The sequence below is a fragment of the Enterococcus nangangensis genome (assembly GCF_005405245.1).
Taxonomy (GTDB): Bacteria; Bacillota; Bacilli; order Lactobacillales; family Enterococcaceae; genus Enterococcus_J; species Enterococcus_J nangangensis.
The window spans coordinates 13779-32123 of the sequence record NZ_BJDR01000010.1 but is presented as its reverse complement, the minus strand read 5'-3'; the positions used below and the strand labels follow the sequence as shown (position 1 = coordinate 32123).

At 40.8% G+C, this 18345-nt stretch carries 21 protein-coding genes and 2 pseudogenes; all 23 read right to left on the bottom strand.

The window, feature by feature from the left end; translation table 11 throughout:
• Positions 1-129: 129 nt before the first annotated feature.
• Positions 130-1071 carry a CHAP domain-containing protein gene (locus FFM57_RS04855; RefSeq protein ID WP_137599396.1) on the bottom strand — a complete coding sequence of 314 codons (942 nt, stop codon included), beginning with the start codon at positions 1069-1071 and terminating at the stop codon, positions 130-132.
• 62 nt (positions 1072-1133) lie between these two features.
• Positions 1134-1475 carry a phage holin, LLH family gene (locus FFM57_RS04850; protein WP_137599395.1) on the bottom strand — a complete coding sequence of 114 codons (342 nt, stop codon included), beginning with the start codon at positions 1473-1475 and terminating at the stop codon, positions 1134-1136.
• A gap of 1 nt (position 1476) precedes the next feature.
• Complete coding sequence (locus FFM57_RS04845; protein WP_137599394.1) at positions 1477-1698, bottom strand: hypothetical protein; 222 nt, start codon at positions 1696-1698, stop codon at positions 1477-1479.
• Positions 1699-1770: 72 nt separating this feature from the next.
• Positions 1771-2835 (bottom strand): phage baseplate protein, encoded by a 1065-nt coding sequence (locus FFM57_RS04840; protein WP_170999898.1) that lies wholly within the window; start codon positions 2833-2835, stop codon positions 1771-1773.
• Complete coding sequence (locus tag FFM57_RS04835) at positions 2813-5128, bottom strand: phage tail spike protein (RefSeq protein ID WP_137599392.1); 2316 nt, start codon at positions 5126-5128, stop codon at positions 2813-2815. Before FFM57_RS04835 ends, FFM57_RS04840 begins: the two co-directional genes overlap by 23 nt.
• Positions 5129-5138: 10 nt before the next feature.
• A complete protein-coding gene (locus tag FFM57_RS04830; RefSeq protein WP_137599391.1) occupies positions 5139-5885 on the bottom strand; it encodes a hypothetical protein in 747 nt (248 codons plus the stop codon).
• A gap of 1712 nt (positions 5886-7597) precedes the next feature.
• A pseudogene (locus FFM57_RS10045) lies at positions 7598-8411 on the bottom strand (phage tail protein); the annotation flags it as partial.
• Between the two features lie 196 nt (positions 8412-8607).
• Entirely contained in the window at positions 8608-8979 is a 372-nt protein-coding gene (locus FFM57_RS04815; RefSeq protein WP_137599389.1) for a hypothetical protein, read from the bottom strand.
• 111 nt (positions 8980-9090) lie between these two features.
• Complete coding sequence (locus FFM57_RS04810) at positions 9091-9666, bottom strand: phage tail protein (protein ID WP_137599388.1); 576 nt, start codon at positions 9664-9666, stop codon at positions 9091-9093.
• A gap of 12 nt (positions 9667-9678) precedes the next feature.
• Positions 9679-10080, bottom strand: a complete 402-nt coding sequence (locus FFM57_RS04805) for a hypothetical protein (RefSeq protein ID WP_137599387.1) — start codon at positions 10078-10080, stop codon at positions 9679-9681.
• Positions 10080-10490, bottom strand: coding sequence for a hypothetical protein (locus tag FFM57_RS04800; RefSeq protein WP_170999897.1), 411 nt, complete (start codon positions 10488-10490; stop codon positions 10080-10082). Before FFM57_RS04800 ends, FFM57_RS04805 begins: the two co-directional genes overlap by 1 nt.
• Entirely contained in the window at positions 10471-10824 is a 354-nt protein-coding gene (locus FFM57_RS04795) for a head-tail adaptor protein (RefSeq protein ID WP_170999896.1), read from the bottom strand. Before FFM57_RS04795 ends, FFM57_RS04800 begins: the two co-directional genes overlap by 20 nt.
• Positions 10814-11137 (bottom strand): hypothetical protein, encoded by a 324-nt coding sequence (locus FFM57_RS04790; protein ID WP_137599385.1) that lies wholly within the window; start codon positions 11135-11137, stop codon positions 10814-10816. Before FFM57_RS04790 ends, FFM57_RS04795 begins: the two co-directional genes overlap by 11 nt.
• Positions 11127-11618: a hypothetical protein gene (locus tag FFM57_RS04785; RefSeq protein WP_137599384.1), complete on the bottom strand. Its 492-nt coding sequence runs from the start codon at positions 11616-11618 to the stop codon at positions 11127-11129. Before FFM57_RS04785 ends, FFM57_RS04790 begins: the two co-directional genes overlap by 11 nt.
• Positions 11615-12226, bottom strand: coding sequence for a hypothetical protein (locus FFM57_RS04780; protein WP_137599383.1), 612 nt, complete (start codon positions 12224-12226; stop codon positions 11615-11617). The genes FFM57_RS04785 and FFM57_RS04780 overlap by 4 nt, the downstream gene beginning before the upstream one ends.
• Positions 12227-12379: 153 nt before the next feature.
• Entirely contained in the window at positions 12380-12568 is a 189-nt protein-coding gene (locus FFM57_RS04775) for a hypothetical protein (protein ID WP_137599382.1), read from the bottom strand.
• An 18-nt stretch (positions 12569-12586) separates the two neighbouring features.
• A pseudogene (locus FFM57_RS04770) lies at positions 12587-13770 on the bottom strand (phage major capsid protein).
• Positions 13771-13772: 2 nt separating this feature from the next.
• On the bottom strand, positions 13773-14444 hold the full coding sequence (locus tag FFM57_RS04765; RefSeq protein ID WP_170999899.1) for a head maturation protease, ClpP-related: 672 nt from the start codon (positions 14442-14444) through the stop codon (positions 13773-13775).
• Positions 14422-15600, bottom strand: coding sequence for a phage portal protein (locus FFM57_RS04760; protein WP_137599379.1), 1179 nt, complete (start codon positions 15598-15600; stop codon positions 14422-14424). The genes FFM57_RS04765 and FFM57_RS04760 overlap by 23 nt, the downstream gene beginning before the upstream one ends.
• 19 nt (positions 15601-15619) lie before the next feature.
• The gene (locus FFM57_RS04755) at positions 15620-17308 is read right to left on the bottom strand and encodes a terminase TerL endonuclease subunit (protein ID WP_137599426.1); all 1689 of its coding nucleotides are present in this window, start codon (positions 17306-17308) and stop codon (positions 15620-15622) included.
• Positions 17286-17600 (bottom strand): P27 family phage terminase small subunit, encoded by a 315-nt coding sequence (locus FFM57_RS04750; protein ID WP_137599378.1) that lies wholly within the window; start codon positions 17598-17600, stop codon positions 17286-17288. Before FFM57_RS04750 ends, FFM57_RS04755 begins: the two co-directional genes overlap by 23 nt.
• Before the next feature lie 111 nt (positions 17601-17711).
• Positions 17712-17993, bottom strand: a complete 282-nt coding sequence (locus tag FFM57_RS04745; RefSeq protein ID WP_137599377.1) for a hypothetical protein — start codon at positions 17991-17993, stop codon at positions 17712-17714.
• A 3-nt stretch (positions 17994-17996) separates the two neighbouring features.
• Positions 17997-18341 (bottom strand): HNH endonuclease, encoded by a 345-nt coding sequence (locus tag FFM57_RS04740; protein ID WP_137599376.1) that lies wholly within the window; start codon positions 18339-18341, stop codon positions 17997-17999.
• Positions 18342-18345: the final 4 nt, after the last annotated feature.

Genomic DNA, 18345 nt, shown 5'->3' with positions numbered 1-18345 from the left:
CTGTCTTCATTATATACCCATTGGGTACTTTTGTAAAGATAAAAATACACATTGTGTACTTTTTATTTTAAAAATATGTAAAAAAAATAAGCCTACCTCCCGATTAAGAGAGATAGGCTGTTTTTGATATTAGAATTTGCCTTGATTAAGTCGTTTTTGCATAGCCTTGACCACCATAGACGGTTTGTCAATACGTCCATCAACAGGAGTCCCGAAGTGACGTTGCATAGCTTTAATCGTGTTAGGACCGATAATCCCGTCAGCGGTCACACCTACCGCTTTTTGGATAGCCTTATATGTGTTAGGACCCACTAAGCCGTCAGCAGTAACGCCTAGGACTTGCTGGATGCGTTTAGTCGTGGCGTTGCCCCAATAGCCGTCTACGGTAATTTGTGGAGTAGATGGAGCAACTGCAGGTTTGCCAGATAACCGGTTAACCTCCGCTCGTACCGCTTCTGCATCATAGCCCGCTGCCTTAAGTTTTTGACTACGTTCGGGATCGTTGCCCCAATTTCCATCCATTACTTCTTTTGCAATTTCAGCAATAGATTTACTTGGAATTGGTGCAGGAGCGGGATTGCCACCACCGCTGTAATTAGGACGTGCATATCCACGGATATTCCCAGCTCCAACAGAAATTGTCCGACGTTGGACGCTGTCGTTTTTATTGCCCTCAATCGCGGTCACTAAGCCTCCAGATACGGACTCGACAAAGCCAATGTGGTCCGCATATCCGTCATTGGGCTGTGTGCCATCATCCCAGTTATAGCAGATAATGTCGCCAACTTTTGGCGTGATGGTGCCGTCCTCGAGCCAGATGCCTTTATCCTTAAAGATATCAATAAATCGCTCCACGCCACACTCGCGTCCGTATAGGTCAGGCGCTCCCGCCTCAATGCCGACAAAGCTCACGAACGTAGCGCACCAATCGTCCGTGTATTTAACCGTATAACCTCGTGGTAGTGGCTTAGTAGCATTGTACGTGTCAATGATATGATAGTGATTACTACCGCCCTCAGCGCTACCTAAATAGTGCCGCGCGATTGTTAAAATGTCGTTTGCTGTCGTCATAATTAATCATCCTCCTTAAATTAAAAGTGGTGCATGCAAAAACTGCACACACCACTAAGTAACTATTTTTCCTCTTTTAATCCAGTCGCAATACCATCTTTCATGCTTTTAACGGTGGATTCGATAAGCGTTTCAAGCTCGGCTTCCGTAAAAGGAATTTTTTTAGTTTGAAGATAATCCACCAACTGAGTTTTAGCGCGTTGAAGCTTTTCCGGACCTTCAGCCGCCTGATACATTTGTTGCGTCGCTTCTACCACAATTTTGGCGTAGGCTTTTTTGCTTTCCAACTCAGTGAGGATGCCCTCTTTCTTAAAATAAGCTGTAATCTTTTGGGCGACTAAGCCTACTGCCGCTACTAAAATCATAAAACCTGCTTGGATCAAAGTTCCCGTAAATTCTTCCATATTAATTTACGCCTCTCTTCATTTCGACAATGTCGTGTTCAGCTTCGCGCATCCGTCCTTCTAACTCAAAGGTACGTTCCACGACGCTATTATGCTTATCCACTTTCTTTTCCAATTGTTCAATCCGATAAGTAATTAATTTATTTGCGGTGATAATCCCGCCAAACGTTCCCCCTAATGTACCCACTAAGCTAACTAGCGATACAATGATGGTTTCACTCACATGCCTACACTTCCCTCAATTAAAAATAAAGAGGAGCTTTTCAGCTCCCCTAAAAGTTATTTCGCTGTACCGTTAAGCAATTCTTTTCCAAATGTATACCGTGATATACGGTTGTAAGTTATTATGGGCAGTATCCCCCCCGACCGATGTCGTGGATGTTTCAAACAGATTTGTCCTATATCCCGTCCCGCTAGCGGGACCAGTCGTGCTACTAGTTCCACCATACACGTACAGTCCATTAGTAGTGGAAGCAGCGTGACTGTGTTTAGCTAGCTCACTGACGGTCAGTACATGCATCTTCTCACCACCAGTTAATCCTGCTGTTGCAAAGTCCGTATCATTTTCATCAACTCCGACTAGAGTCCTGCCATTAGCCACACGTTCCCAAGTTCCGCCGCCCAAAACTGTTGCAGGGTTGTCTGGAAGAAATGAAAAGTATGGGGAACCAATTGGGTATGTCAGATAAAGTTTATTCAGCGGAATATATAAACTTTCTGCATCTGTTTTACTCAAAAACTTTGCATTCGATTCTGTTTTTGTGTAATAAGTGCCCAGTTGCTCCAAAGCATCGTTAACAGCCTGTATTGCTTCGCTAGCAGTGCTTTCTACACTTGCCTCATAAGTTATCATGGCTTGCTGTAAAGCCGTTACGCGTTGGTCTAAATCGTCATAATCTGCGTCCATCTGGTTAATAGCAGAATTAAAACGACTATTTAATTCCACAACCAAACGATTGTATTCTGAGATAAAATCTTCCGCTTTCTGGGCATCAATATCGGCATAATCTAACACGATTACCACAAAATCAGCAGTGGTCACTCGTTTATCGCCTTTGACTGCGGAAAAATAAGCTCTCTCATATTTCCCGTGCTGACTAAAGGAAGCATTCGGAAAAACATAATCAAATTTGCCATTAGGCGCATCGGTCAAAGTGACTCCGACAGTATCCATGATTTTGTTTTTAAAATGAGCTGTGATGCCTTCAAAACTGACTACCCAATCTGTTAAGTCAAATGGCTTTCCGTCCATCAAAAATTGGACGGATTTTTTGTACTCATTCCCATCGGAAACCCGTCCATAAATAATGGGATTTCCAAATTTTTGTTTGTTTAAATCAAACCTCAACGTTTCCGTCAATATCCTCAACCTCCTTTTCTTTAAATTTTTCTGGTTCAAAAATCTCAGCTACTTTAACATTATCAACGTTTTGTTTGACTAGTCGTTCTGATTCGTATCCCCGACGTTTCGCCTTCATTTCCCACGCAAAGCGGACTAAAGGCTTATCGGAGCAAACTAAAAAGGCGTTTGATTTAAAATCAGATACCCAAGCTCTCGCATTATCGTAGACCTGTAAAAATACTTCGTAAGGCAAATCGGTGTTGACGGTGTCGGAAAAGATTTCATCAATTGGAATCCAGACTTGGCAATTTTCATCGGTAAAGTTACGTCCGAGGTCTCCTAAATAACTTTCAGCCATTTCGTAAGCTGGTGTAGCTCTCATACCATCACGAGTAACGTGGACGGCGTTTTTTGAGCCGTTAAAGGCATTAAAATTACCATATACATTAATATTTCCACTACCGAGATCTAACTGACCACCACTGTTACCTTTGATATTAACGTTATTGCCCTGCATCCAAACGGAATTGCGGTCGGAGCCTTGGAAAACTCCCGCAGTATCGTCGTCAGAAATTCTAAAGCCAGATTTGAAAACTCCTCGAACATTTAGAGTGAGCTTGCCCGTGACCGTTCCGGCACCAGATAACGTGTACTTCACGTTGCTAGGATTGGAATCGGCCGGCACTTGAAAAACCGCGACAGAGCCATTAGTACCCTCGACGTTGATGGAAAAAATTTCCCCATCGGATTTAATGATAGCAAACCCATTAGTATTTCCGGTAGCAGTGCTAAATGTCGGATAAATGCCACCAATATTACTGTCGCCACGGTTGAAATTAAGATTGCCGCCATTGAGCACTATCTTGTAGTCACTATTTGCTCGTTGGCTAATAATCATAGCCCCAGTAATAGTCACCCCGATAATATCAATGGCACGTAATACACCCGTGGTAATCATATCCGCCACAATTTGCCCGTCTTTAGTCATGGCCGTTTCGTAGGTGCCGTTATAGCCGCTTTTGCTATAACCTAACCCCGATGAATTCCATCGCCATAGCTTAGTAGCCGTGTTAACGTCGGTAGTATCCATTATTAAAATTTCTTGCGGGTCAGCCAAACTTGGATATACGACCACGTGCCCTTCTGCCGGATTCTTAATCAAATCGGACACTTCTTTTTGAGCTTGCTGAAGAATTCCCAACTTATCATCAGTCTCTTTGCCTTGCTCGCTAATTTGATTAGCAATCTGATCTAAAAAATTTGACTTAACAGAGCCAATCTCTAACTTGTTGTATTGCTCAGTCAAACAATTGTACTCGTATTTAACAACTCGGGCGTGCATATCAGTAGCTAGTTTCGGATGAAAAACGTCTACACCATCGCCCAATCCGACAGTCTCCATATTGACAAAATCTTTATAACGCGGCTGTTTGTTGAGCAAGATAAAATCAACTTTAGCTGATACAGTTGGCTCGTTGAGGCTGCTATTACTAGATAGATAATCATTGGCCAACTTCAAAAGGTCAGCTTGGGTTTCTGGCTTCTCATTGGAAAAATCTACCGCTGAAATGACACCGGCATCATATCTCTTTTTAAAAAAGACGACTTTTTCCTCGATTTCTAAAATTTCATCATCTTCGCTGCCTTCCAACTTGGCATAAGGATAAATTCCGTTGACAATTCCTTGTGTGTCTACTTCGATATCCAAACCAGTGAGATTCTTAGTATAGATAATTTTGATTTTATGGTCATTTCCAAGCCGTTTTAGGAGTTTAATTGCGTGGTTGTCCTTCTCGTATTCCCCTTTAAATTTTTGCAACACAGAGCCTTCTACGCCACCTAAAGCTTGCAAAACAGAAACACGTTCCAACTCAACAGTAGCTAAATTTTCTTTGTCGCTCGCAAAACTAAAGCGGTCAGGGATTGGCGGAATAGCTTCACTTGCTAACTGCGCCATGGCATTAGCTGCGGTTCCGCCGTCAGTCTTGACCTTAGGCAAAAAGCCGCCACGAATATCATTAGCGATTGGCTCGGCGTTAAAAGTAACCAAGCCATCTTTCATGGATTTTTTGACATTATACAACCGCATAATTTGTGGGTCTTGTGTGTCGTTAATTTTAACCTTAATAATATTGTTGTTAACCACGTAATCTGTGTTTGGACGAGATAACGGCACTGATCCAGTCAAAGTGACCTCGCCATTGATTTCCCCTACACACGTTAGTGTCGTGCATCCGGATAAAGCGCCATAACCATCTTTGGTGTAGTCGTTTGTCGCATCGTTTGCACTGTATAAAAAAGGTACTGCCAATATTCTCACCTCACACCAAAGAATTTCGCCAAACTTCTACCTTAGTTATTCCGGGACCTTTCACAATCAAATGATTGTCCCCCGATAATAAATTAAGGTAGCCGTTTGACGATTGCTTGTCAGATTGGTTAATATGCAATCCGTCATCCGTTTTGTATGTTAACTGCAAGTCACTATCCATCGTGATATTCCCGTCAATTCCTGTAAATTTGATGGGCACGCTATTTAGATAAATCGTAGCATCGCCACTACCATATAAAACAATGACTGGCGGAGACTCAATGATGGATGGATTGTCAAAATAAATTTCTAAGTCAGCAGCCGTCTTGTCATAAGACAACGGCGCATTCTCAATTAATCTGCCAAAAGGAGCCAACGTAAATTTAACTTCAAAACTTCCGTACTCAACAATATCATTTTCGGCATCGCCAATTTCAACTTTTTTAACGATATAAAACACGTCTTGCTCGTCGGAAAATTCAAGGCGCGCCGCATTTAAAAGCCAACGCTTAATCCGTCTAAATTGATTTTTAAAGGTGCCATTGTCAGTGACATCTTCCAAATAATTAAATTGGATTCCATATTCAACGTTTTCAAATCCGATAAACTCATACTCATCACCATTGACACTGTCATAAACCTCAAACGTGTTATATTTGCGTTTTGGAGACGGAATAGACGGTCTGCCATCGATACAAAGCTTATACGCAAAACAAGACACTCGGTCAATCAAGACCTCAATTCTATCGGTTAACACTTTTCCGCCTCCTTATTCAAATGCTGTATTTTTTCCACGCTGGGCATCGGTGATTCTTTCCATCAATTCATCCACCATTTGTCGGGCGGATTGTGGGTCAGATACATCGCCAATTTCAATCGTAAAGTTATTCGTGATATTTTGCTCGCTGTTGTTGTTTTCTTGAGCGGGCATAGTTTTACTAATCATCTGCCCAATTGTGCCTAAAACGCGGTCTTTCAAGGGTAAAACAGCTTCCTTTCCTGCTTCACCCACACCAATTACATTTGGTCCATCAAACAAGCCGCCCTTTGCATACCAATCAATGCTTAGTTTCGGGATTTGCATTTTAAGAGGATTAAAAGAACCACTTAATTTAAAATGTGGCAACGGAATGTGTGGAATATTGATTTCAGGAAATTTAAGTTTAAAGCTGAACAAATTTTTAATTTTAGTAATGATATCACTGACAGTATTTTTCGCAGCGTTTAATTTCTCACTTGCAAATTTTTTAACTGCTCCAAATGCTTCAGATGCATCATTTTTCAAAGTATTAAATTTTTCCTTTGCTCCGTTAGCCATTTCCGAAGCTTTATTTTTAACGGTACTGGAGATATTCCCCCACGTTTCGGATGTTTTACTTTTAATACCATCCCAATTTTTACCAACCCAACTCGAGAACTGACCCCACTTTTCGGACACCCAGTCTGAGATAGCTCCCCAATTAGTAAATATTGCAATTGCACCAGCTACGGCACCAACGACAGCCGCTATTCCTAAAACGACAGGTCCCGACATTATTCCGGCTAACGTTGTTATTACAGTAATCATGGAAGCAATTATCGGGGATAAAACAGCAAACCCAGCTAATAAGCCTCCAATTATAAAAATAGCGTTCTGCACAGGTCCCGGAAGATTTGTAAAAATGTCACTCAAAGTAGACATAAAACCTGTTAATTTTTGTACAGAGCTGGTAAAAGTTTCTAAAATCGGTGTTCCAACGGTGGCGTAAAAATCTTCTTGGGCTTGTTTTAAGTTACCCATGACATTTTCATAACCATCCGCTTCCCGACTTGCTTGACCAGTAGCACCAGATAATTTCTGCATGTTCTCGGCATATTCTAGTCTGACGGCTTGTTTCGTTTTTTCGTCAAGGTCGGCCCACTTTTGAGTTTGAGGCCCCAATTCTTCATCAATTTCGGTTTGCGCGTCTTTCAGTTTTAAAGCGGCATCGCGCGCTTCCAAAGAGTTTTCGCCATGCTTTTTGATAGCTTCACTTTGCGCTTTCTGAGCTTTTTCCAAAGTGATTATTGCTTTTTCTGACGCTTCTTTAGCGCCTTCCGTGGCCGGAATTAAATTGTTTTTAATAGCAAACGCGGCCATCTGCGTGTCGTTAGCGAAAATACCAATTGACTCTCCGCCTTCGTAATTTCCTTTTAAAAAACTAGTCAAAGAGCCTTGAGCATCTTCCATTGATTGGTCGTAAAAAGCGGCGGCATCGGCGGCAAGTGTGGTAGCTTGTGCGGCAGATTCCATCGCTTCTGATTGGTCCATTCCTAATCCTTGAAACATGGCGGTTAGTTTCGTAAAGTTTGGCTTTACACGATTTGGCAACATATTAAACTCGCTCGCCATATCGTCTACCATCTTTTGAGCTTTATCAGCTCCATCACCAAACACCTGGTCAAATTGGGCTTGTAAAGCTTGTTGAGAAGCGGCGGCTTCAATGGAATTTTTTCCCACATCAATTAATTTGTCGCCGATATTTGCCAGTTGCTCGGAAGCTTGCATGAGATTGGACATATCCATTTTCTTGCCTAAATCATCCACACCAGTGGTATCTACTTTTTCAGCCGCTTCGCCTAATTGAGCAAATTCAGTTTCGGCTTCATTTAATTTAATCGCCATTTCTTTGGCTTCGGTGGAAGTTTCACCAAATTCTTTTTGCGTGGCATCTAATTTTTGACGCATGACTTCTATTTTTTGCTCTGCTAGTTGAGATTGTTTAGCCACATACTCTTGAGATTTAGCCAATTTTTCAGAATCGGTAGCCGTTTTGCCGGAAGTAGCGGACCATTTTTTATACTCAGATTCCACTAATTCTGCACTTTTTTGTAGATCGTTTTGCTTAGCGTCTAATTCCGACATGCTAGAAGCATAAGTTTTCACTTCGCTGGTGGATTCAGAAAGAGCTTGTTTGGTAGTATCAATGCTGTTAGCTAAATTCTGCTGTCCTGTTTGCAAATTGATTAGTTCTTTTTCTAATCGTTGAGCTTCAACGGAATTTTCGCCATAAAACTTTTTGGCATTTGCTAAACGTTCACTGGTCACTTCGACTTTTTGACCTTGTAATTCATAAGCCTTTTCTAAAGTTTTAAGATTAGAAGCTAGCTTATCGGAATCAGAACCAGTGAGTTTTAATTGAGCCTGCATGAGCTTAGCTTCTGCTTTGTTCTTTTGCATTTCTGCGGTAATCCCTTTTAAAGTGGATTTCATGCCATCATCTGTGGCTTTAAAAATTACCTCAGCTTCTGATTTTTTCGCCATTATTTTTTACCCCCTTCCTCCACTAATTTTTGACGTACTTTTCCTTGCCATCCTTGATAAGCCGACTTATTAAGTGCCATTTGAGAAATTGTTTCAAATGGCAAATCGCTCAACACGACTTCGGAGGGCAATTCAAAAACGTCGGTATATAGACTATAAATATCTACCCAAGTCTCGATTTTAAACTTGGGTGTTTTTATTTTTTTCCATTTTTTACCATGATTAATTTTGCTTGTCTTTCAAATTCTTTTTGATAAGCATCGCGAGCACTTTTAAACATCATAAGGCTATAGATTAAAGAGCCAAATTCCATATCAATATCCCAGCGATCAATAAATTCATAAAAATTAATATAGTCCGACATGTTTGCTTGACGATACGCGACATAAACAGCTTTGGCGGCTTGCATAACGGAGATTTCAGCACTTTTGTTTCCCATAGTCAGTTTTGCAAACTCGGATGTGTCAAAATCTTTATCAATCATCATGAGTTTTTTGAGATTAAGTTTGGCGTCGATTTTCACAACGGTTCCATCATTAAAGGTCAATTCGCTGATATTTTCGTCCATGATTTTTCCTCCTAAATAAAAAGCCCGCTAATTAAAGCGGGCCCAAAATGTGTTAAGTCAATGTTATAGATGCCCCGTCTGCGGTTGGGGTTACTGCCCCAATCACTGGGGCTAGGATTTTGACGCGTCGATAACGTCAGCAGACAAGTTGGACATCCACAAATCAGTGATATCCGTTTCCAATTCAGCGACAATAGCTTCGTGATAAAATTTGTTAAATTCATCCACCATAACCTTGCATTCCAATTCAAGAGCTGCGACTTCATCCGCTCCGTTTTCGATGGTAAAGGTCAATCCAGTGTTTGATGTGCAATTTAAGAAAGCTAACAATTTTTCATTTTCTTCAAAATCATCGACAATTTCAGCCGATAACGCAAAATCAGTTCCGACAGAATCAGGACCGTAAGAATAAATACCTGGTTTAATCCGCTCATCTTGTGCAATTCCATAAAATTTACGATAAACATCCACTGGTACATGGGCTGTTACAGTGACGGTCATGGAGATTGGTTTAGATTTGGACTTTTGAACGGTTGCTCCACACTTTTTTTCAATGGTTTGCATTTCCGTTTCTCCGGATAACTGACCATTACAATCAGTGGATACTCCGGCTTCACTGCCCTCAAAATTAAAGGCAACTTTTTTAATCGACACGTTATCAAACGTGGTTACTGTTGTGACTGCCATTTATGGCACCTCCTATTTATTTAATGCATCAAAAGCTCGCATGAGTTCGTCGGTGATTGGATCTAAAGCAATTTCCAATCCCCTGCGCATAAACTCTTGCGGTTTATTTTTTTTAGACGTTCCTATCCCTAAATCGGGATATTTGAGATAATCAAAATTTCCTTTTGGTCTAACTCGGAAACCCAAATTAAAATAAGTGACCGTCAAAGGCTTGCTCGATTTCGCGTGACGATGACCACTCCTCAATTGTTCTGCGCTGACTGGAATAAAGTTGGTGATTTTATCTGTGGCAATTTCTCCTCCGGATTTTTTGAGTGTGTCATTAATGACCCGCTCGCTTTCTTTGGAATAATTTTGCATTTTGACCAGCAATTGGTCATGGCCTTTTAGTGTTACTTCCCAGCGGTCTGCCATTAGCAACCACCCCTAATGATTCGGGTAAAGCTAAAAATGACCTGGTCAATAAACCGGTCTTGATTTTCTAGTTTTAAATGGTTAACTTCGGTTCCCCTAAACCGGAAAACTGAAGAGTGGAGTAACGATAAAACGTCTAACTGGTCACCTGTCAAATTCTCCCGATTTTCCGAATAAAAGGTAATATACACATTTTGAGTAAAGCTATACTTGCCTTTTTCATCAATGGTGGAGTTAAACCCATCTTCCTCCACGATAAAATAGTTGTAATTGTCGCCTAAGGATTTCTTTTCATCGTTGGAAAGAAAATCTTGCACAACAGGCAAGTTAAAGGCTTCTTTCAATTTTTTGATGTTCTCAATCGTTTGATTCGAGAGCCTTGTCTTCTCCTTATCGTTCAGTGTAATCACCCACTTTCTCTAAATACAAAAAGGCGGAATAATCGTCCGTATCCACATAAGTGACGTTGTACTTACTAGACCCAATGACCGCAAAAAAATCACTGCTTGTAAAATCACGACTAATCGGATGGATTGGCGTTTTGATTTTCTTGGTGATTTTCGAATCTAAAGCTTGCATGGTGGTAATATCACTTTCCCGAATGGTCATATTTCTAAAACGCAAAGAAGCAACCGTTTTATCAGTGACTCCAGTTTTTTTACCAGCTTCATTTCGGACAGTTGCTTGTTTTTTGATTTTAAAAATACCGTCATTATAGACTTCTCGCACACGTTTATTCGCCATTGACATCACCATTTTCCTGCCAATCCAACAGCGCATATTTTTGGATAAAAAAGAAAATCTCACGTGCAAAGTTTTTCTCAAATTCATCCAGTGCATTATTCCAGTCATACCGGCATCTTTCAATAAGGAGAGTATGTTCGATATCGTAACCGGAAAAAACTTCTGGGCTTAAAACTTGCGACACTTTAGATTGCAGATACTGTGCAGACTTCGTGATGATAATTTTAATTTGCGTATCGTCATCTTCCCAAGTGACGAAGAGATTGTTTTTAACTTCTGCCAGTAATTCTGGTGTGATTTCGTTAGGATTCATCTGTAAACACATCCTCATAAGCCGGCGTGTACTCCACATCAAATCCCTTGCCATCGTCAATAAAAAGCTTGTACCGGCTATCGGGCAATAAATCCTTAAGTGTGACCTGACCTTTAACAGCCGAGCCAGTATAGGTACCGACAATCTCGCTGTGAGGAATGACTTCTTCCTCAGAAACTTCCTCCCAATAACGCATGAGCGTGTACTCCTGATTTGGCGTGAGCTGTAAGACTGCTGTACCGTCTGCGATAGCGGAAAGCGGGAGATAATTCCGGCGATAATGGACATCAGGTAAATCAGTGCCGTTTTCCGACTTTCTGCCTGTAAAATCGCAAGTCTTGCATGGAGTTTCCACACCGTCTTTAATGTAAAAATAAACACCGGAAATACAGTACACGGTGTTGGTGCTCACATCACGCAATAAGTTTTCTCGTTTCTCGATGAGGAACAACTGCATGGTGCGTCCTAATTCTGTTATCAACTAAATTCGCCTCCTCCTGCTGTGGTGGCGGTGGTGCCTGTGATGTCTTCTGGGGCGGGAGTGTAAGGCCCTTTTGCACCTTTATTTAAAAAGGCTTTGCCAATCCAATAATCCGTAGCGCCTGAAATTGCGTCTCCAGTAAGGACCTCAATTTTTGCCAATTGAGGAGGATTAGCACTAGCTACTCCATTATTAACGAGCTCTTGCAGGCTTTCCGTGACTCCCACATTTTTAAATGGCAAAGTCACGACACTGCCCTGAGCGTTAGAAACGCTTAGTTTTAAACTAATTGATTGAGTAGATTTAGCGGTCATACCTAAAAACAACTCGTCTCCAGGCTCGATTACTCCTCTATTTTGCAAACTATCATTACTTAGGTAGCCCCACAACCCAGAGTTTTTGCCATCGGGTAGCGCAACTTTTTTATAATTGATGCCATCAATTTTATCCGTCGTAACGGCAACGTTGAGAGATGCTGACTTACTGTACGCCCAATTAGCATCAGTATCTAGTGCTGTGTTTAGCAACAGATTACGACTGTAAACAACTTCCCCATCCCCATTTTTAACCAAATCAATCGGCGTTGCGCCTTTAAAGTAAACGTTCATCAGCTTTCACTCCCTTCTGGCATTACTGAATACACAATGTCTGGGTCTACTGCGTTGTTTGCCAACAGAACCAGGTAGTCCGCTTGGGAGATTTCTAAAACTTCGTAATCCCCTGATTCTTCTACCCCGTTCACGACGAGGGTCAGGGGCGTCCTAGGGAATTGGCACTGTAAATGCTGGGATTGGAACGGCCGTTGATTCGCGCCCGAAGTCGACAGCAATAGCCACATAATCTCCTTTTTTAACAGCCGTTCCTGCTGCTAAACCAGTAATCGCCAAAGGAGAAGCTCCCTCGGCGACATTGGTTCCATCTTTTTTATTAATTTTAAATGTTCGTGTCATTAAAAAAATCTCCCTTCTTTAAGATAATTCTACAGTCGCCCCATCAGCAGTGGGAGTCACAGTCCCCACTGTCGGGGCCGTTATTTTGACACTGGTCCTAAATTGCTAACATCTAATACGATAAAGCTATCATTTCGTTTTGGCTGACCGTTGGCGTATTGCTTAGCCAAATAAACGCGTTCGTCTTCTACAAAATGATATTCGTCAGATGCTTCGATTTTTAGAGTAGAGCCAATCCCCATGAAGTAATCATCAGCAACTCCAAGTACGGCTTTTCCTTCAGGAACTGCGATGGATTGCATGTCGGAAACCGGCACTGGTAAAGTTTGAACGTATTGACCATTGTCAGCTAAGACAGTTTTAGCCGGGAACACTTTAGCCCAGTAGTCTGTTGGGTTAACAATCAAGACAACGTCAGATGGATTTACTGTCCGATAAATCGGGTCAGTCACGCCATCAACTGTAAATTTGGATAAACGTGCCATTAAACCGCCCATCGTCACGGCATCTAAAACCGTGATAGGTTCTGCTGTTTTTTCAGCGTATTCGCCGTCAGTTTGAGAAGACATATCACGCATCATGCCAATTGGTTGGTCTTTACCAGTACCGTCAACAATCGCTTGTTCTAAGGCAATGCGTAAAGATTCAACTAAAACAGTGCGGACATAACGATCAATCCATTCCGGTCCCAAGTCAAGCATTGCTTTACAAATTGGGATGTAGCCAGAAAGTTTGAATTGCTTCATATTAATCACGTCAAAGCCATTATCTAAAACTTTCTTAACAGCTTCGCAAAGTTTGCCCCACCAAGCAGGATTTACGCCACGAGAGACAATCCATTCAGACACGCTGGTTACATTGACAAAATTAATTTTTTGCAATAACGGATGAGATTGTTCCAAGTCTTCAAAGACACGTTCAAAGATGGTAGCGGGTACTAATTCTTCTACACCGGCAAAACCGTCATTGGACACAACAGCATTGTAGTATTTCGTTTCTTGGCTCGTTAACACACGTTGACCACGATTCATTAAGATAAGGTTATCTTGGTTTTGAGTTTGTGCTTCCTTTAAAACTTTGTTTTGGATTTCGTTGGAGAAAGCCACCATTGCTTGGCCGAAATCTTCTTCATTTCCGGCTTTAAAAGCTTGTAATAATTGTTCGCTAGAATCGCTAGCATTTTTTAAATTTTTAACAGTCATTTTTAGTCCTCTTTTCTAATTGTTTTTTGTAAAGCATTGGCAAAAGCTGCAAAGCGTTGTTCCCGTTTCGCAAAGACTTCAGCGGTAATTTCCGCTGTTTCTTCCTCAATTTCTTGTGGATCAGTTTCTTCTACTTCATCCACGATTTCATCAACTAAACCATAATTTAAAGCTGTTTCAGCATCCATAAACGTTTCATCCACTAGCAATTTTTGAAGTTCTTCATCCGTGCCATTAAATCGTTTTTTATAAGAAGCTTTAACAGATTTATCAATGGATTCTAATTGGTCAGCAATTCTGCGAAAATCGTCCACGTTGCCTTCTTCCCACGTACTAGCGCGGTGAATCATGAGTTGAGCATTGGAATAAATTTGGATCGTATCACCAGCCATCGCAATAATGGACGCTGCCGAAGCGGCAATTCCGTTAATAATCACATTAATTTTAGCTTTATTTGCTTTTAACAAGTTGCCAATCGCAATCCCTTGGAAAACATCGCCACCGTTGGAATTAATCACCACATCGATTTCTTCTTTATCGCCTAAGCTGTCCAACATGCGTTTAATACCGGTGTCGGTGTTCCCTTCAAAAAACCAGCTTGAACCAATAAAGCCTTGGATAAAGATTTGGGGCTTGGAGGTATCTTCATTTTTAACTGCTAGAAATGTTTTCATTGTCGTTGTCATTCACATCACCTCCCTTCACATTGGATTCCATGTAGTTTTTCGTCATATAGAGTTCATCCGCTCGTGGGTCGTCTGAGCGGTCAGCACCCGTTTTGACACGTGCTTCATTTGGCGTGGACTGCATAGAGCGAATAGCCACATCATTCGCCTCAACCAATTCTTTAAAGCTGGTCACTCGAATCATGGTGGTATCTGCACGGACGTAATCGCCACGCAAATATTCCAATTCGCTATACACCGTGGAATTAAATGCATCTTGGATTAATTCCGCTAATGGCAAAATACAGAACATCAAAAAAGCGTCCACTTGTTCCGCCAACCCGGACATATCGCCCTTAAAAAGGTTTTTCGGAATGTGAAACGCTATTGCTGCTAACTCGTAAATATCATCAATTAAACTTTTGATGTCTCTCGAATTTGGTCTGCTGCTGTCGGAAATATCGTTTAGCTTATTGCCAGTTTGCAATTGGAAAACTGCACCGGCATTATCCGCCTCCATAAAAGTTTTAAATTGTGAAGTCATCATATCGTTAATTTGTTTCTGGTTTGTGCCGTCTTGCGGTCTAAATAAATCGCCTTCCAAAATATATCGTCGGGCATTGGACCGCTTGTAAATGTTCATGGCACTGGCAATTAATTTCCCATAGCTAGCATAAAAACTATCAATGAGCTGTCGGATATTAGTATCGGCAAGCGTAATGTAAATCACGTCTTCTTCGCTAAATCTGCGGTCTAAACTCATATTGCCAATCGTGACATTAGTAAAAGTGTCATACCTAATCGCCGATTCATTTCGATTCCAACCATCCGCAATAAAAATTTCGTCGCTACTTTCCGATGGCGTGACAATCAAAACTTCATTGTAATAAATGAGCCGCCTAATTAATTTCTTGCGAAATTCAGTAGCATTTTCCTTTTTGTTCGGCGCAACGTTCAGCCGATAATAAAGAGAATTTCTTTTGCTCTTTTGCCGTTCGTAAGTTTTAAACTCTACTTTTGACATAGCGTTGGCGATAAGGTCAATTCCAATCTCAATGGCAAACCTTTTATAAGCCATTTCTGCGGTGAGCTGGTAGCAATAATCTTCGATGGTTCTAATTTCTCGGCGCATAAAATAGTTGACCGCTTTTTGAACTACTCCCAAATTTATTCACCTCCCTTCATTAGAAAACTAGTGGCTGAAATGTCGGACTGCCCCCAGATGGATTTGATACTTTAATCGGTTGAGAATCGTAAATTTCATCTAGACAATTCAAGCCATGTAAGAAAGAGAAAAAGCCATCCGTCTTTCTAGTTTCGGGTTCGATTTTTTCATAACGAATATTTCCATTCCCGATGTATTCCTCGTAAACATTGCCACAATACCAACGCATGATGGCATCATCGCCAAAGTACACCTTTTGTTCAATAAACAAATTGTCTACTAATTGTTTCAATTGAGAGTGAGTGATAGCGCCGCTTCGGACAATCTCAACAATAAAACCAGCTTCTTCCAAAGCTGGCTTCAAAATTTTTGCACGATACATATCCATGCATATTTTCTTAATGTAATAATGCTTAGCTTGTTCTAAAAACCAATTGACCACGTAACTCACTTCAATAGATTTTCCGTGGACTATTCTTGCTTTATTTTGTTCCAAAGCAATATCAATGATTTGCCTTTTGATATTTTGGGTTTTAAGAGCTGTCTCGTGGATAAAAGTAAACTGTTTAAAGTAAACATCGCCACTATATTTACCCAGTAAGCCGACGCTTGCAAAGTCGCGGACGTCTGCAAAATCGACAGTTCCGATAACCTCTTCCATCTTTTCAGGCATTTCTTTTTCTTTAGTGTGTACAATGTCCTCATAACTGGCCACCGCGAAACGAGTATCTTCCAAGGGACGATTCATTCTTTTAGTCATAAATGTCATTCTGACTTGAGAGCTTCTTTGCATTTGAGAATATTCCTGGAACATCTTGCGTTTTAACGAATCATTATAGTTAATGGACGGACAAGCTTTCTCCCACAATTCAGGAGTATCTACTTCTTCATCACTATCTAGTTTGCAAATAAAAGGAAACAATCCAGAAAAATCAGCACCTTCACGATCAATACCTAATTCTCCAGAAAAAATCATTTCTGCTTCTTCTATCAAATCATCCAGTGGACCGCCTCGGACATACCCGTTGGTGGTATCGTAAAACTCTCGATAATCTTTAATTTTACCTCCACCAGAAGTAGCAACATTCATAGTGTCGTAATTTTCATTTTCGTGTATTTCATCAAATCTATTCGCGCCTGGTCTCTTACCATCTTTTGTTCGGGCATTGGACGTATTGTATTTTAGTCGGCTATTGGTTGCCTTATTCTTGATAACCATGTTTGTTACAATAAATACTTTTTTATCCAGGTCTGGCCTAGCCTTGATTACCTGTTGGACATCAATAAAGCTGGTCATAGCTTGACTCTCGTTATTGGCGTAAATATCAATATCGTAATTGGTAATGCCATGTTTAGCCGTCAGCATAAAGAAATTATTCCACGCTGCATATCCCGTTTTGCCGTTTCCTCTACCCATCAGAGTTAAGTACCGGTTAAATACTAAAGTGTTATCTTTTTTCCAGCGAAATCCGTAAACGAAGCACTGAATAAATTTCTCCCACGGAATTAAATCAAACGGGAAATATGATGCAGGAATCTTAATGGAATCTTCAACCATCTTTTCGTCAAAATAAATATCATCTCGTGAAAATAAACGCTCTTCTAAATACTTTTTCAAATTAAGTTGTTCTCTGCAAACTTTTATAGTTCCTTTTTCAATCGCGTCAAACCAAGCTTTAATATATTTATAGTTCCGGAATTGTGTCATTTCCACCACTCACCACCTCGGGAGTGATTGCCAGTTTATCGAGCATTAGTCCCATTTGTTTGTTAACAGACACTAGCAGCGCCACTGATTCGTTTTTCTTTCCGTTTTCCAGTCGTATACCGTGCTCACTGATATCTTTCTCTAACGAAATGGCCGTTTCCCAGAGTTTAATGTATCGGTCAATGATATCTAAAAACGGCTCAATTGTTATTTGTTGTTTTTCTAGTTGGTCCATTAATGATCTTCTTAATTTTTCACGATATCTTTTTTGAGCTAACTCATTTTTAAACAAAGCTCACATCCCCCTCTCGCGCGTGATAAATTTTTGGAAAATATCTTTTCCTGCTACCTCCCTCCGTTCGAGACCCCTCCAAAAAATTGCAAAATATTTTAAGGGGGGGGCTTACCTCGCCATCGGAATTTTTTCTTCAGCAAAAGAAATATAAAAATTAATCTCATCCACTGAATAATTAAAGACGTTTTGAATCCTTTTTATATTCTTTTCTTCCAGCACTGCCTTCTTGACTGCATCAAGACGCATCTTATTGCAGCAGCTGTCAGACAGAAGGTCACGAATAGAAACGTACCTCAGATAGATGAGTCTAAAGATTAAGTTGCGCGTATAAGAAGAATACTCTTCAATCTTTTCTGTATCATACTCTCTACCATTGTCATTAATTATCATGAGCTACCACCTCTCCCTTGGGTCAAAGTTCTTAAAGCTTTCCAGTTTCTTCTGCTTCTTTTCCTCTATGGATAAGTATCTGTCGTGGACTTCATTGTGATGATCCACACACAGACAAATCAGGTTATTAATATCTAATGCTAGGTCTGGCCTATCCTTTACCTCTTTAATGTGATGGACGTTTTCCACGCGATGGTACCGTCCAAGATGTTTGCACATCTGGCATTCATTGTTATCCCGCTTGATGGCCTCACGCCTAAGCTTTCGCCAGCGTGCACAATCATAAAACTTTTTGAGCTGACCATCACGAATCAACTGGACTAACCAGCGATAAAACTTTTCGTCCATGTAT